Annotated in this window: 10 protein-coding genes and 1 pseudogene; 10 read left to right on the top strand and 1 reads right to left on the bottom strand. The window is 67.4% G+C overall.

All coding sequences use genetic code 11. From position 1 onward, the window contains the following. Positions 1-85: 85 nt before the first annotated feature. From CFB18_RS07260 to CFB18_RS07240, 5 genes and pseudogenes are all read left to right on the top strand, one after another. Entirely contained in the window at positions 86-2,350 is a 2,265-nt protein-coding gene (locus tag CFB18_RS07260) for an FdhF/YdeP family oxidoreductase (RefSeq protein WP_088571134.1), read from the top strand. A 25-nt stretch (positions 2,351-2,375) separates the two neighbouring features. Further along, entirely contained in the window at positions 2,376-3,212 is an 837-nt protein-coding gene (gene fdhD / locus CFB18_RS07255; RefSeq protein ID WP_234977023.1) for a formate dehydrogenase accessory sulfurtransferase FdhD, read from the top strand. 216 nt (positions 3,213-3,428) lie between these two features. After that, entirely contained in the window at positions 3,429-4,169 is a 741-nt protein-coding gene (locus CFB18_RS07250; RefSeq protein WP_088571133.1) for a WecB/TagA/CpsF family glycosyltransferase, read from the top strand. Between the two features lie 179 nt (positions 4,170-4,348). Beyond that, positions 4,349-6,313: pseudogene (uvrB, locus tag CFB18_RS07245) on the top strand (excinuclease ABC subunit UvrB); the annotation flags it as partial. A gap of 301 nt (positions 6,314-6,614) precedes the next feature. Then, on the top strand, positions 6,615-7,565 hold the full coding sequence (locus CFB18_RS07240) for a diacylglycerol/lipid kinase family protein (RefSeq protein WP_088571131.1): 951 nt from the start codon (positions 6,615-6,617) through the stop codon (positions 7,563-7,565). A 64-nt stretch (positions 7,566-7,629) separates the two neighbouring features. On the opposite strand, the gene CFB18_RS07235 is transcribed toward CFB18_RS07240, so the two are convergent. Continuing rightward, positions 7,630-8,556 (bottom strand): sodium:calcium antiporter, encoded by a 927-nt coding sequence (locus tag CFB18_RS07235; RefSeq protein ID WP_200808121.1) that lies wholly within the window; start codon positions 8,554-8,556, stop codon positions 7,630-7,632. A gap of 248 nt (positions 8,557-8,804) precedes the next feature. On the opposite strand from CFB18_RS07235, the gene CFB18_RS07230 reads away from it, so the two are divergent. The 5 genes from CFB18_RS07230 (at position 8,805) to CFB18_RS07210 (ending at position 13,598) form a co-directional block, all read left to right on the top strand. Next, positions 8,805-9,500 (top strand): hypothetical protein, encoded by a 696-nt coding sequence (locus tag CFB18_RS07230; protein WP_088571129.1) that lies wholly within the window; start codon positions 8,805-8,807, stop codon positions 9,498-9,500. Between the two features lie 63 nt (positions 9,501-9,563). Further along, on the top strand, positions 9,564-10,382 hold the full coding sequence (locus tag CFB18_RS07225; RefSeq protein ID WP_088571128.1) for a class I SAM-dependent methyltransferase: 819 nt from the start codon (positions 9,564-9,566) through the stop codon (positions 10,380-10,382). Between the two features lie 20 nt (positions 10,383-10,402). After that, positions 10,403-11,731 carry an NAD(P)/FAD-dependent oxidoreductase gene (locus CFB18_RS07220; RefSeq protein ID WP_088571127.1) on the top strand — a complete coding sequence of 443 codons (1,329 nt, stop codon included), beginning with the start codon at positions 10,403-10,405 and terminating at the stop codon, positions 11,729-11,731. 17 nt (positions 11,732-11,748) lie between these two features. Further along, positions 11,749-12,654, top strand: coding sequence for a sortase (locus CFB18_RS07215; protein WP_088571126.1), 906 nt, complete (start codon positions 11,749-11,751; stop codon positions 12,652-12,654). Further along, positions 12,651-13,598, top strand: a complete 948-nt coding sequence (locus CFB18_RS07210; protein WP_200808120.1) for a glycosyltransferase family 2 protein — start codon at positions 12,651-12,653, stop codon at positions 13,596-13,598. Before CFB18_RS07215 ends, CFB18_RS07210 begins: the two co-directional genes overlap by 4 nt. Positions 13,599-13,609 lie beyond the last annotated feature (11 nt).

Below are 13,609 nucleotides of genomic sequence, written 5' to 3'. Positions count from 1 at the left end.
CGTATAATGAAATGCGGGGCCGGGCCTTCGCGCGTTTCCCCCGCTCCACCCCGGCTCTCTAAGCTCACCCCCGGAGGGGCCAGCGATGGGAGGGGTGCGGAAAGCGGTGCGATGGCCGGCCCGGCGGCCGATGCCATCCTTGTGGGCCAGCTGGAAGCCGCTGGGGATCGGGGAGCAGCGCCCGAACAACTACCTAGAGATCCTGCGGGCCATTTGGGAGAACCGGGGCCGGCTGGGCTACGCCTGGCGCGTTTTGAATGACGGGGTGTGCGACGGCTGCGCCCTGGGCACCATCGGGATGCGCGACTGGACCATCACCGGGATCCACCTCTGCAACATCCGCCTCCGCCTGCTCCGCCTCAACACCATGCCTCCGCTGGACGTCCGGCTGCTGGCGGATGTGGAGGCCCTGCGATCCCGATCCGCGCGGGCGTTGCGGGCGCTGGGCCGGCTGCCCTACCCGATGATCCGACGCCGGGGCGAGCAGGGCTTCCGCCGGATCTCCTGGGAGGAGGCGCTGGACCTCATGGCCGCCTTCATCCGCAGCACCTCCCCGAAGCGCCTGGGCTTCTACCTCACGAGTCGGGGCCTTCCCAACGAGGCCTATTACGTGGCCCAGAAGGCCGTGCGGGCCATGGGGACCAACTCCATCGACAACGCCGCCCGGATCTGCCATGCCCCGAGCACCCTCGCCCTCAAGGCCGCCCTGGGCGTGGCCGCCACCACGTGTTCCTACACCGACCTCATCGGGACCGACCTCATCGTCTTCTTCGGCTCCAACGTGGCCAACAACCAGCCGGTGATGATGAAATACCTCTACTACGCCCGCAAGGCCGGGACCCGTGTGGCTCTGGTCAACCCCTACCGGGAACCGGCTATGGAGCGCTACTGGGTCCCCTCGGACCTGGAGAGCGCCCTCTTCGGCACCCGCATCACCGACCGCTTCTTCCAGGTCCGGGTGGGCGGCGACATCGCCTTCATCCACGGGGCGATCAAACACATGATCGAACAGGGGTGGATGGATGAGGCGTTCATCCGCAACCACACCGCAGGCTTCGAGGAGCTGCGGGCGATGTTGCAGGGTCTCTCTTGGGAGGAGCTGGAGGAGGGTGCGGGGCTCTCCCGGGAGGAGATGAGGGAGTTCGCCCGCATGGTTGCGGAGGCGGACCGTGCGGTTTTCGTCTGGAGCATGGGGATCACCCAGCACACCCACGGCGAGGACAACGTCCACGCCATCATCAACCTGGCCCTGATGAAGGGCTTCGTCGGCCGGGAAGGATGCGGCCTGATGCCCATCCGGGGCCACTCGGGGGTCCAGGGCGGAGCGGAGATGGGCGCTTACGCCACTGCCTTCCCGGGCGGCCTCCCCATCAACGAAGAGAACGCCCGCCGCCTCTCCGCGCTCTACGGCTTCGAGGTCCCCGCCACGCGCGGCCTCACCGCTCCGGAGATGATCGAGGCGGCCCATCGCGGGGAGCTGGACCTCCTCTTCAGCGTGGGCGGCAACTTCCATGAGGTGCTGCCGGATCCCGATTTCGTCCGCGAGGCCCTGGAGCGGATCCCCCTGCGGGTGCACATGGACATCGTGCTCTCGCCCCCGATGTTCTTCGAACCCGGGGAGGCGGTGATCCTGCTCCCGGCGACCACCCGCTATGAAGGCCCGGGTGGGGTGACCGAGACCACCACCGAACGCCGCGTGATCTTCAGCCCGGAGATCCCGGGGCCGCGGATCGGCGAGGCCCGTCCCGAATGGTGGGTCTTCGGAGAGCTGGCCGCCCGCGTCCGGCCGGAGCTCGCCGAACGGGTTCGCTTCCCGGATACCCAGGCCATCCGGGAGGAGATCGCCCGGGTGATCCCGATGTATGACGGGATCCAGCATCTGCGGAAGAAAGGGGATCAGTTCCAGTATGGTGGGCCGCTGCTTTGCGCCGGCTGGCAGTTCCCCACCCCGGATGGGAAGGCCCACTTCAAGGCGGTGCCGCTGCCGCGGACATCCATCCCGGAGGGGGCGTTCCGGGTGGCCACCCGGCGCGGGAAGCAGTTCAACAGCATGATCCACGAGGACATCGATCCCATCAACGGCCTCCCGCGGGACGCGGTGCTGATGCATCCAGCCGACGCAGCGCGATTGGGATTGCGGCCCGGGGACCCCGTCCGGCTCTGGAACGCCCATGGGGAGCTGCGGGGCCGGGTCTTCCTGGCCGACGTGAAGCCCGGCACCCTTCAGGTGCACTGGCCCGAGGGGAACGCCTTAGCGGCCCCCGAGGCCCGCTCGCCTCTGGCCGGCATCCCCGCTTACAAAGGGCTCTTCGCCTTTGTGGAGCGCGCGAACGGGGATGCAAGTTCCTGACCGCGACGCGGGAAAGGATGGACCTATGGAGCGGAACGGGATGTGGAAGCCGTGGCCGGTCACCGGCCTGCGCCCGGGGCGACGGGAGCGACAGGAAGACGCCGTGATCGCAGAGGAGCCCCTGGAGATCCAGATCGCCCTCCCCAATGCGGAAGGCGCGGAGGTCCTCCCCGTTGCGGTCACGATGCGGACCCCGGGGGACGATGAGGACCTGGCCCTGGGCTTTCTCTACACGGAGGGTCTGATCGACGATCCTCGATGGATCCGCGCGGGGCTGTCCTCGGAGCGCCCGGCCCCTCACACCGTCCGGGTTGTGCTCCCTCCGGATCATGGGATTGACCGGCAGCGGCTGACCCGTCACTTCTATATGACCAGCAGCTGCGGGGTATGCGGGAAAGCGGCCGTTGAAGCGGTGTTCGTCCAGGGCTATCCCCCGCTGCCGGAGGATGAGCCGGTGATCCCGCTCTCGCTCCTTGTGGATCTGCCGCGGCGGATGCGCGAGGCCCAGCGCCTTTTCCATCGGACCGGTGGGCTGCATGCGGCGGCGATCTTCGACCCGGCGGGCGAGCTGCTCTGGGTGCGGGAGGACGTGGGGCGACACAACGCGGTGGACAAGGTCATCGGGGCGGCGCTGCGGGCCGGGCGGATCCCCCTCTCCCACGCCATCATGCTGGTGAGCGGACGGGCCGGGTTCGAGATCGCCCAGAAAACGCTGCGGGCGGGCATCCCCATCCTGGCGGCCCTCGGTGCCCCCTCCAGCCTGACGCTGGAGCTGGCCCACGCCGCCGGGATGACGGTGGTCGGCTTCCTACGCCCGGAGGGCGCGAACGTCTACACCGCCCCCTGGCGGATCGCCGGATAGGGGGGCGACCCGCCGGATTGCCCTCAGGATGCTTATCCGGAACATGGCCCGGGAACGGATCCCCCAAGCCCTCATCTGCCCCGCATCCAGAGAGACCCGAAGGCCCTGCCGGAGCGGCGTGCCGCGTCCCCGCGACTCCGCGTCATAATAATCTCGGGGAGATCATCCGAAGCCAGGACCCGATGGACTTCCAGGGCACATCTCGGGATCCGTGGTATGATCCAGCCGCCGGTCCGACGCATCCTAAGTGTCCGGGTGCACGATGTTACCCTGGCCGAAGCCTTAGAGCTCGTGGAGGCCTTCATCGCCGAGGGAGGGTCACATCAGGTCTGCACCGTGAACCCGGAGTTCATCATGCACGCCCGTCGGAACCCGGACTTCTTCCGGGTCCTGGAGGGATCCAGCCTGAACGTCCCGGACGGCGTCGGGTTGCTCTGGGCCGGGAGGATGCTGGGACAGCCCCTACGGGAGCGGGTGGCGGGAGTGGATCTGATGGAGGCCCTGATCGCCCGGGCCGCGGAGCGGGGATGGCGGGTGTTCCTGCTGGGCGCCGCGGAAGGGGTTGCGGAGCGCGCGGCGAAGGTCCTGCAGGCCCGCTATCCGGGCTGGGTCCTCGCCGGGACCTTCGCGGGCTCCCCCCGGCCGGAGGAGGCCCCGGCGATCCGGGAGCGCCTGCAGGAGGCCCGACCGGATCTCCTCTTCGTCGCATACGGGGCCCCACAACAGGATCTCTGGATCGCCCGTCACCAGCCGGCGCTCCGGATCCCGGTCGCCATGGGGGTCGGCGGGGCCTTTGATTTCATCGCCGGCGTCGTGCCCCGGGCCCCTCGCTGGATGCGGGAGGCCGGCCTGGAGTGGCTCTACCGGCTGATCCGCCAGCCGTGGCGGTGGCGGCGGATGCTCGCCTTGCCCCGCTTCGTGCTCGCGGTTCTGGCGGCCCGCTATGCTTCCCGATAAAAGAAGCGCCCGCCCCAATGAGGGGCGACGGATTTGGTGGCGTAATTAGGGAGCGAAGGATGAGCTTTGTGTGGGAGAGGCTTTCGCCTCGAACCTTTGTCTTCGATGACGCGGGGTCACGGCTTCCTGCAGTTTGTGGTCGAAATGAATTTCGGTCTACAGATTGAAAAGGAGCGGGGATGACACGCTTTGAGCTGGTGGCGCCTTTCGAGCCCACAGGGGATCAGCCGCAGGCCATCGAGAAGCTGGTGGAGGGCCTGCGCCGGGGCTATCGCTACCAGACGTTGTTGGGAGCCACGGGCACCGGCAAGACCTTCACCATCGCCCACGTCATCGCCCGGGTTCAGAAGCCCACCCTGGTCATCAGCCACAACAAAACCCTGGCCGCCCAGCTCTACGCCGAGTTCCGGGAGTTCTTCCCCCGCAACGCGGTGGAGTATTTCGTCAGCTACTACGATTACTACCAGCCGGAGGCCTACATCCCCCAGACGGACACCTACATCGAGAAGGAGACCAGCATCAACGAGGAGATCGAGCGGCTGCGCCTGGCGGCCACCCAGGCCCTCTTCACCCGACGCGACGTGATCATCGTGGCCTCCGTCTCCTGCATCTACGGTATCGGCAACCCCCATGACTGGGGCCAGGTAGTCGTCCGCCTGCAGCGCGGACAGGTCCGCCGTCGGGACAACCTGCTGCGGCATCTGGTGGACATCCAGTATACGCGCAATGACATCGACTTCCGGCGGGGAACCTTCCGGGTGCGGGGGGACACGGTGGACGTGTTTCCCGCTTATCAGGACACGGCCATCCGCATCGAGTTCTGGGGGGATGAGATCGACCGCCTGGTGGAGTTCGACCCCCTGACCGGGGAGGTGCTCCGCCTGCACGAGACGGTGGAGATCTACCCGGCCAAGCACTTCGTCACCCCCGAGGAGAAGCTGCGTCGGGCCATCGCTTCCATCGAACAGGAGCTCCACCAGCGCTTGGAGGAGCTGCGGGCCCAGGGCAAGCTCCTGGAGGCCGAGCGGCTCCGCCAGCGCACCCTCTATGACCTGGAGATGCTGCGGGAGGTGGGCTACTGCCACGGCATCGAGAACTACTCCCGGCACCTGGACGGACGGGCCCCGGGGGAGCCTCCGTGGACGCTGCTGGATTACTTCCCCGACGATTTCCTGGTGGTGATCGACGAGTCCCATATGACCATCCCTCAGCTGCGGGGGATGTATCACGGGGATCGCTCCCGCAAGGAGACGCTGGTGGAATACGGCTTCCGCCTCCCCTCAGCCCTGGACAACCGGCCCCTCACCTTCGAGGAGTTCGAAGGGCGGGTCCGCCAGGTGATCTTCATGTCCGCTACCCCGGGCCCATATGAGCTGGAGAAATCCGAGCAGGTCGTCGAGCAACTGATCCGGCCCACCGGCATCCTGGACCCGGTGGTGGAGGTGCGCCCGACGAAAGGACAGATCGAGGATCTCATCGGCGAGATCCGCCGGCGCGTCGCCCGGGGGGAACGAGCCTTGGTCACCACCCTGACCAAGCGCCTGGCCGAGGAGCTCTCGGATTACCTCAACGAGATGGGCATCCGCACCCACTACCTGCACGCGGACATCGACACCCTGGAGCGCGTGGAGATCCTCCGGGATCTCCGCCTGGGGGTTTACGATGTGGTGGTGGGGATCAACCTGCTGCGGGAGGGGCTGGACCTCCCCGAGGTCTCTCTGGTGGCAGTGCTGGACGCGGACCAGGAGGGTTTCCTGCGCAGCGAGACGGCGCTGATCCAGACCATCGGGCGGGCGGCCCGCCATGTGAACGGGACGGCCATCCTCTACGCCGACCGGATCACCGAATCCATGCGCCGGGCCATCGAGGAGACCAACCGGCGGCGGGCGATCCAGGAGGCTTACAATCGCGCCCACGGCATCGAGCCCCGCTCCATCGTGAAGGCGGTGCGGGACCTCACGGATCGGGTTCGGGAGATGGTGGCAGAGGAGGCCGGGACGGCCGGACGGCCGCCGGCGATGCCGAAGGAGGAGCTGCAGCGGCTGATCCGCGCCCTGGAGAAGGAGATGAAGCGGGCTGCCCAGGCCCTGGAGTTCGAAAAAGCCGCCGCCCTGCGAGACCAGATCTTCGAGCTGCGGGAGCAATTGCGGGTGATCGGGCTGGCGGAGACCCCGCCGGAGGCGCGGATCCGGCACCTGGTGGAGCTGGAGCAGCCGGAGGAGGAGCCGGATTCCGAAACCCCCGTCGCGCCCGCGCCGCCGGGGCGGCGCAACCGCCCCCGCCGCAAAGGCTTTCACGCCGATTGAAATCGGCCTCTATAGGCGCTGTGCGCTAAGCGTCGGCCTCCGCCGACGCAAAAGATGTTTTTCGGTCGGCGCAGGCCGACCGTTGGCCGAAGGCCTCCCAAGGCCGAATTCATTCGGCGAATTCGATGGGAGATCCCGGATGCAGCCGCCTCGACGGGTGATGATCATCTACAACCCGGCCGCAGGCCCCCGGGAGATGACCCGGGAGATCCAGGCGGTCGCGCGCAGATGGGAGGGCCGGGGATGGTCCGTGATCATACGGATCACCGAGCGTCCCGGGATGGCCACGGAGCTCGCCCATGAGGCCGCCCTGGAGGGGTTCGACTGGGTGGTGGCCGCCGGCGGAGACGGCACGGTGAACGAAGTAGCCAACGGCCTGGTGGGGTTGCCCAGCGCCCTGGGGGTGCTGCCCGTGGGAACGGGGAACGTGTGGGCCCGGCAGCTGGGCCTGCCCACCTATCCCCTGGTGCATCCATTACGCGTCCAGGTGGCCGCCCAGCTCCTGGAGGCCGCGCGGATCCACCTCATCGATGTCGGACGGGCGAACGGGCGCTACTTCCTGCTCTGGGCCGGCATCGGGCTGGATGCCCAGGTGGCGCAACAGATGGAGCCCCGGGACCGGGGCACCAAGCGCCTGGGGGCCCTGGCCTACCTGATCGCCGCCGCCCTCATCGCCCGGGATTTCCCGGCCATGCGGGCCACCGTGTTCATCGACGGCCGTCGCCGGATCCGGGGCCGCACCCTGGTGGTGCTGGTGGCCAACGCCCAGCTGTATGGCGGGCTGGTCCGCATCGCCCCCCAGGCGCTGTTGGACGACGGATACCTCAACATCTGTGTGTTCCGGGGGATGGGGCTGCCGTGGGCCCTGCGACACTTCATCAACGTGTTCGGGGGACGCCATCTCCAGGATCCGGCCGTCAAGTTCTTCACCGGGCGCCAAGTCCTGGTCGAAACCCGGCCGGTGGTCCCGGTGCAGGTGGACGGGGAGCCCATCGGCCACACCCCTATGGTCTTCGAAGTCGTCCCCCGCTCCCTGCGCATCCTGGTCCCCCCCACCGCCCCGGCCTCGCTTTTCCGGGACTCAACCTGAAGTCCCCGCACTCTGAGCTCAACGCCCCTGTCTCGTATCCATCGCAATGTGTTGGTAATGGTTTTCAGCTGCGAAAATCCAGAACCCACCTGATCAAATTAATTAGCACAAGGAGCGCGCCCTCCCAGCGGGAAAGCGACCAGCCCGTTCGCATCAGAAAGATGACTACCAGCGCCACCATGCCGGCCAGCATCCATAAGCTGCTGTAGACGCTGGGGTCCACCGTCATCGGACGGATGGTAGCGGCCAGGCCCAGGACTCCCAGCAGGTTGAAGATGTCGCTGCCAATCAGGTTGCCAGCGGAGATCCCATGCCGGCCGCGGAGGACAGCCACCAGAGAAGTGGCGAACTCCGGCGCTGAGGTGCCTGCCGCCACGATCGTCACGCCGATCGCCCACTCGGAGATCCCGACCATCCGGGCCAAGGCAACCGCCGCTTCCACCATGAAATGTCCCCCTCCGATCACCAGCGCCAGTCCGATCAACAGGCGAGGGACCTCATACCAGCGAAACTCACCAGGAGGAGCATCTTCAATCGCTTCTCGGAAATACAACAGGGATCCGATGTAGAGGACAAGCAAGGCCAGCAGAATCATCCCCTCCCATCGGGCGATGTGCAGGTCAAGAAAGAAAAGCAGCAGCAACAGAGTGATGGCAATGAGCACCCCGCCGTCCCGCATGACCATGGTGCGGGATGTGGCGATGGCCCTCACCATGGCCACGCCTCCGAGAATGAACCCAAGATTGAAAATGTTCGAGCCGATCACGTTACCGACGGAGATATCTCCCTGGCCCTTCAGGGCAGCGCCTACCGTGACGGCGAATTCCGGAGATGAGGTGCCGATGGCCACCACTGTCAGGCCGATGACCAGGTCGGACAACCCCAGACGCCGGGCGATGCGCGCCGCGGATTCCACGATCCAGACCGCGCCTCCCCACAAAACCAGGACGCTGAGAAGGATGAGCAGGATGTTGAACAGGAGGCTCCACATGATCCCACCCCTCCTGAATGCAGGCTAAGCACGATCTTACCCGCTTTGAGGCGTTTTGCCTGCAATGCGCCGGAGCGGGAAGCCGGGATTTCCCGGAAGGCCGGGCGTCCTATAACAATATAACAAGCCCTCGATAAGGTCTCCCGCCCAGCGCGGGAGATAGGGGAAAATCATGAGCGAGGGAGACTATCGGACTCTTCGTTCTCGGTGGAACCCTTCACGACGCAGTTCTCAAGGAGGAGCGCTGGATGTCCGGATGGATGGGACGTCTGCTGGTGCTGAGCCTCTTCGCGGCCGCGATGGCCTACGTGGAGAGCGCGGTGGTGGTCTACCTGCGGCACGTCTATGGGATCACGGATCTGCTTCGAGACGTGCCGACGCAGCCGGATCCGCTCACCCCCATCGAGCTGGGGCGGGAGATCGCCACCCTGGTGATGTTGGGAACGGTGGGCGCCCTGACCGGGCGAACCCCCGCCGCGCGCTGGGGGTTCTTCCTCTACGCGTGGGGGCTCTGGGACATCCTGTATTACGTCTGGCTTCGGGTTTTCATCGGCTGGCCCACCTCGCTGCTGGACTGGGATCTCCTCTTCCTGATCCCCCTGCCCTGGTGGGGGCCGGTCTGGGCTCCTGTCCTGGCCGCGGCGATGATGATGGTGGTAGGAGCCCGGATGGCCCGGCGCAGCGAGCAGGGGTTCGTTCTCCGCATCGACCGGGCCGCGTTGCTCCTCGGCGCGCTGGGATCCCTCCTGGCGCTGTATACCGTGCTGGCCCCGGGCCTGCACGCCCTCCCCGGCGGCCTCGAGGCGGTCGCCCGAGCCCGTCCCACCGCCTTCCCCGCATGGCTTTACCTGATCGGATGGGGGATGGTGGCCGTCGCCGGCTGGCGGATCAGCGGGGGAACCCCCGCGCCCGCTCGCCTTCCGGAAGAGCTCCGCCCGGGTTAAGATGGGAAGGGGCCGGCCGATAGGCCCGCCCGGAAGCGCACCTTCAACAGGAGCGCAGGTCGCGTGATCCGCAAACCGAGGACGCGTTTGAAACCCTCGCTGCCGCCCGATCTCTACGGGGAGGAATACTTTCTCTCCGCCTGCGAGGGCTATGAGGAGTTCCTCCGCACACGCGGGGAACATCTCTCCCGGCGCCTCCAGGCCGCCTTCGCCGTGGCGGAGGTCCGCCCCGGCATGCGGGTGCTGGACGTCGGCTGCGGGCGTGGAGAGATCGTCCGTCATTGCGCCCGCATGGGCGCATGGGCCATCGGCATCGATTACGCCGCCGCTGCCGTTCAGCTTTCGGCCCGCCTGCTCCGAGAGGCTGTCGACCTGCAGGCCCCGGCCGCCCTGGCCCAGGCCGACGCCAAATACCTTCCCTTCCCGGCAGGGGTGTTCGACCGGGTGCTGATGTTCGACGTGGTCGAGCACCTCTTCCCATGGGAGCTCCGCCTGGCGCTGCGGGAGGCTCACCGGGTGCTGAAGCCCGGCGGGATGCTGGTCATCCACACCGCTCCGAACCGCTGGTATGATGCCTATGCCTATCCCCTCGTCCGCCTGGTCCGCACCCTTCAGGGCCTGGGCCACCTCTACCCGCCCAACCCGCGCACCCTCAACGTCCCGGTCAACGAGGCCGTCCATGTGAACGAACAGGGTCCCCTCGGCCTGTGGTGGGCCCTGCGCCGGGCAGGCTTCCGCCCGGTTCGGGTCTGGCTCTCGACTCCCCCGCAAAACCGCCAGGAGGGGCCCTTCTTCCGCATGCTGCGCCACATCGCCTTCCGCTGGATCCCCTTCCGCTGGTTCTTCGAGCGGGAAGTGTTCGCCGTGGCGATCCGGCCATAAGCTCTGGGAGGTTCGTTCGAATGGAACCGAAGAGCTTCTGGTTGCAGACTGCGGACCCCTACACGCCGAACCCACCCCTGACGGGGGAGGTACACGCGGACGTGGCGATCCTCGGCGGGGGGTTCACCGGCCTCTCCGCTGCCCTGCATTTGAAAGAAGCGGAGCCGGGGCTGCAGGTCGCTGTCTTGGAGCAGGCTTACATCGGCTACGGGGCCAGCGGGCGCAACGCCGGCTTCGCCATGACCCTCTTCGGGCTCACCCTCTCCCTGACGGCGCTTCGCTTCGGCCGCCAAGCCGCCGCGGAAGCCCATCGCTATATGGAGCGGGCCGTCGACTATGTGGAAGAGCTCATCGCCCGCTACGGCATCGCCTGCGATTACGAGCGGCCGGGGTTCCTGCGTGTGGCCACCTCCCCAGCTTACGTCCGACGGATCCGGGAGGAGATCGAGCTGGCCCATCGCCTGGGGCTGACCGGGATCGAGTGGCTGGACGCCCAGGCTGTGCGGGAACAGGTGAACTCGCCCCGCTACCTGGGAGCCTGGTGGGAACCCCGCTGCGCCCTCCTCCACCCCCTCCGATATGTGCGGGGGCTGAAGCGGGCCGCCGAGGGCCTCGGCGTCCACATCTACGAGCACACCCCTGTCCAGACCATCGAGCGCGGTCCGGGCGGCTTCCGCCTGCGCACCCCGCAGGGGATCCTGCGGGCGGAGAAGCTGGTGCTCGCGGCCAACGCCTACTCTCACCGACTCCCTTTCATCCGCCGTAAGCAGGTCCCCGCCTTCACCTACATCGTGGTGACGGAGCCCCTCTCCCCGGAACGGTTGGCCCCCATCGGCTGGCGGAACCGGCAGGGGATCGAGGATGCCCGCAACCTGGTGCATTACTACCGCCTGACCCCCGACAACCGCCTGCTGATGGGCGGAGGGGATGTCGGCGTCCCCTTCGGAAACCGGATGGATCTCGACGAGAACGAACGGATCTTCCGGGAGCTGGAAGCCTACATCCCGGAGGTCTTCCCCTCCCTGAAAGGGGTGCGGATCGAATATCGATGGGGCGGGCCGGTCTCGGTCACCGTCGACATGGCCCCGGCCATTGGATATGTGGGGGACCGCCGGGCGGTCTACGCCCTGGGTTGCATCGGCCACGGCGTGGCCCTGACGACCATGAACGGCCAGATCGTGCGCGATCTGATCCTGGAACGCCGGACCCCCCTCACGGAGCTGTTCTTCGTCAACCGGCGGGTGATCCCGTGGCCGCCGGAGCCGCTGCGCTTCGCCATCGGGCATCTCATCCGGGGGTATATGCGCCTGGAGGATCGGATCTTGGATCGCGGGCCGGCAAGCCCATGAGGGAGGTTCGTTAAGGGATGGGCAAGGAGCCGAGCCTGGAGGACCTGGAGCGGGCCCTGGCCCTGAAGCGCCGTGAGGTCCGCCTGAAACGATGGATCCGGGAGGGACGCCTTCCCCTGGAGGCGTCGCCCCCCGCCGGGGAGCCCACCCCCCCGGAGCCGCCGGCCCTCCCTCCGGATCCTCACCTCCACGCGGAGGTGGAGTGGGAAGCTCCCCGATGGCGGTTCCGGCTGCCTCGCCCGCGCATCTCGTGGGCAACCTGGCGGGACCACCTCCTGCTGGGGGTGGAGATCACAGCCGTGCTGGGAGCCATTTTCCTGCTGCTCTCTTCCTGGCAGGCCATGCGTCCGGCCGCCTCCGGCGAAGGGCCCCGGGCGACCCCCACGCCCACGCCCTTGATCCCTGTCCTGGTTCTACCGGGCGGGCATCGACCGCCCACCGCCCCGGGGGAGCCCGCGCCGAACCCGGAGGAGATCCCCGAACACCTGCGGGCCCTCGTGGCCTCCCTCCCCACTCCGGTGCCCATCACCCCGGGCCCGCGAAGCCCCACCCGCATCGTCATCCCCGCCATCGGGGTGGACGCCCCCGTGGTCCCAGGGACGGATTGGGAAGCCTTGAAAAAAGGCGTGGGACATCACCCGGGGACGGCGAACCCCGGGGAGCCCGGGAACATGGTGCTGGCCGGCCATAACGACATTTACGGGGAAGTGTTCCGGGACCTCGAGAAGCTCCGCATCGGCGATGAGATCTGGGTCTACGCCGGAAGCCGGGCCTATCGCTACGTCGTGGTCCAGAAACAGGTGGTCCTCCCCACCCAGGTGGAGGTGATGGCCCCCACCCGCGATCCGGTGGTTACCCTGATCACGTGTTATCCTTATCGGGTGGACACCCACCGGCTGGTGGTGGTGGGAGAGCTGCGATGAGGGAGGCGATGGCGGAGCTGGACGTTGGAGTGGTCATCGTGAACTACAACACGCGGGAGCTGTTGCGGCGCTGCCTGCAGACGGTGCAGGCCAGCCGGGGCGTGACCTTTGAAGTGTGCGTGGTGGACAACGCCTCGGAGGACGGCAGCGCAGCGATGGTGGAGCAGGAATTCCCGCAGGTCCGGTTGATCCGCAGCCCGGTCAACGGCGGCTACGCCTATGGGAACAACCTGGGGCTGCGCGCTTTCGGCTTCGGGGAGCCGGGGCGGACGCCCAGAATCCGTTACGCCCTGCTTCTCAACCCGGACACCGAGGTGCCGCCGGACGCCCTGGCCCGGATGGTGGCCTTCATGGACGCCCACCCGGAGGCCGGGGCGGCAGGCCCGAAGATCGTTCGTCCCGATGGCTCCCTGGACCTGGCGTGCCGGCGCAGCTTCCCCACCCCGGAGGTGGCCTTCTACCGCTTCTCCGGCCTGAGCCGGCTCTTCCCGAAGAGCCCTCGCTTCGCCCGCTACAATCTGACCTTCCTGGACCCGGATCAAACCTATGAGGTGGATTCCGTCGTCGGGGCGTTCATGATGGTGCGCCGCGAGGCCATTCTGCAGGTAGGGCTGCTGGACGAATCGTTCTTCATGTATGGGGAGGATCTGGACTGGGCGTATCGCATCAAGCAAGCCGGCTGGAAGATCTATTACTACCCGGAGGTGGTCGTCCTGCACGTCAAGCGCGCCTCCAGCCGGATGAGCCCGCGGGCCCGCTATGAGTTCAACCGGGCGATGTGGATCTTCTATCGGAAGCACTATCAGGCCACCACGCCGGCCTGGCTGGATCTGCTGGTGCGGGTGGGGCTGGTGCTGAAGGGAGGCTGGCGGCTGTGGCGGGAGATGCGCCGGGACCTGCGGGAGCGCCGCGAGGCCCCCGCCTTCTCCGCTTCAGAGCGGTGATGGGAAAAGGA

This window comes from Thermoflexus hugenholtzii JAD2, from assembly GCF_900187885.1.
In the GTDB taxonomy this organism is placed as follows: domain Bacteria; phylum Chloroflexota; class Anaerolineae; order Thermoflexales; family Thermoflexaceae; genus Thermoflexus; species Thermoflexus hugenholtzii.
The sequence above is the reverse complement of the archived record's forward strand: the minus strand, read 5'-3'. Positions and strand labels throughout refer to the sequence as shown.

What these genes read in the sequence shown, in the direction of transcription:
- CFB18_RS07250 (WP_088571133.1), top strand. Translation starts at nt 3,429, where the DNA reads ATGATCCAGCCGCCGGTCCGACGCATCCTAAGTGTCCGGGTGCACGAT.
- fdhD (WP_234977023.1), top strand. Translation starts at nt 2,376, where the DNA reads ATGGAGCGGAACGGGATGTGGAAGCCGTGGCCGGTCACCGGCCTGCGC.
- CFB18_RS07220 (WP_088571127.1), top strand. Translation starts at nt 10,403, where the DNA reads ATGGAACCGAAGAGCTTCTGGTTGCAGACTGCGGACCCCTACACGCCG.
- CFB18_RS07235 (WP_200808121.1), bottom strand. Translation starts at nt 8,556, where the DNA reads ATGTGGAGCCTCCTGTTCAACATCCTGCTCATCCTTCTCAGCGTCCTG.
- CFB18_RS07260 (WP_088571134.1), top strand. Translation starts at nt 86, where the DNA reads ATGGGAGGGGTGCGGAAAGCGGTGCGATGGCCGGCCCGGCGGCCGATG.
- CFB18_RS07230 (WP_088571129.1), top strand. Translation starts at nt 8,805, where the DNA reads ATGTCCGGATGGATGGGACGTCTGCTGGTGCTGAGCCTCTTCGCGGCC.
- CFB18_RS07240 (WP_088571131.1), top strand. Translation starts at nt 6,615, where the DNA reads ATGCAGCCGCCTCGACGGGTGATGATCATCTACAACCCGGCCGCAGGC.
- CFB18_RS07210 (WP_200808120.1), top strand. Translation starts at nt 12,651, where the DNA reads ATGAGGGAGGCGATGGCGGAGCTGGACGTTGGAGTGGTCATCGTGAAC.
- CFB18_RS07215 (WP_088571126.1), top strand. Translation starts at nt 11,749, where the DNA reads ATGGGCAAGGAGCCGAGCCTGGAGGACCTGGAGCGGGCCCTGGCCCTG.